This window comes from Gilliamella sp. wkB108, from assembly GCF_001690195.1.
In the GTDB taxonomy this organism is placed as follows: Bacteria; Pseudomonadota; Gammaproteobacteria; order Enterobacterales; family Orbaceae; genus Gilliamella; species Gilliamella apicola_L.
Map to the genome: position 1 here is coordinate 1 of NZ_LZGM01000014.1, position 896 is coordinate 896.

Annotated in this window: 1 protein-coding gene; it reads right to left on the reverse strand. The window is 40.1% G+C overall.

All coding sequences use genetic code 11. The annotated features are described in order from the left end of the window. Window positions 1-896: VENN motif pre-toxin domain-containing protein (locus A9G11_RS01180; protein WP_176701216.1), on the reverse strand; the 896-nt coding region annotated here is incomplete at both ends.

The following is an 896-nucleotide window of genomic DNA, read 5'->3' on the forward strand; positions in this document are numbered from 1 at the left end:
GTCTTTCCAATAACTTACCGAATCCCTGTCTAATCCTAATAATATATTATCAAGGTTATTCGAATCTTCTCTGTAAACATCACTATATTTTATAGTTCTTGCAGCTTCTTCGGCATATTCATTTTGCATTTGCCATGCTTCTTGTAGTAATCCTTGACAAGCTGAACTTGATATATTACCTGCATAACAAGTTTCTAGCAAAACCAGATCACGTTTTTTATCTAATTTTTCAAAGTACTCTAATTCTTTCTTTTCATCTTCCGTTAACTCCTCACCTTTCCAGTTCGGTTTTATCCAAGATAATTCAGCTTTTCGTCTAGCTTCGGAAAGTTTTAAATAATTATTCTCAACCGCATTTTTACTACTATTCACACCCGTTGCTATATCACTTTCATCCCCACCCATACTTGCTATGGTGAGTCCTACCGCTAGCTGAGTTAAGGCACTGATGTTATCTTTTTCTTCTTCCGTTAGGTCTTTTACATCTCTATCTCCATATAAGGCTTTTTGGATAATTGGGGCTGCTATCTCCCCTGTGACTGCACTCGCTCCACCTACTACTCCTGAGTGACCTTGTAGCTCCGCTACCACCGCTCCTAGTATTGTATGTGCCACTAATCTCGCTGTCTCATTATCACCTGCTTGTTTTTTTATCTCTGTTGCTATCCATGGCGCGCTTGCTCCTGCTAATCCGCCGGTTATATCGCCTGTGATAATTCCGGTCACTATCGCTACCGCTGAATCTACTCCTTTACTAAAGTCATTACCCATCTTGCCTTTAGTTGAGTCCTTACCCGCATCCTTGTTAAGGTCTTTCTCCAGTTGTTTTACTTGTGCTGCTAAATCTTTCAGCCCCGTTACGATATCTTGTTTTCGTTGCTCTTTCTCTTTGTCAA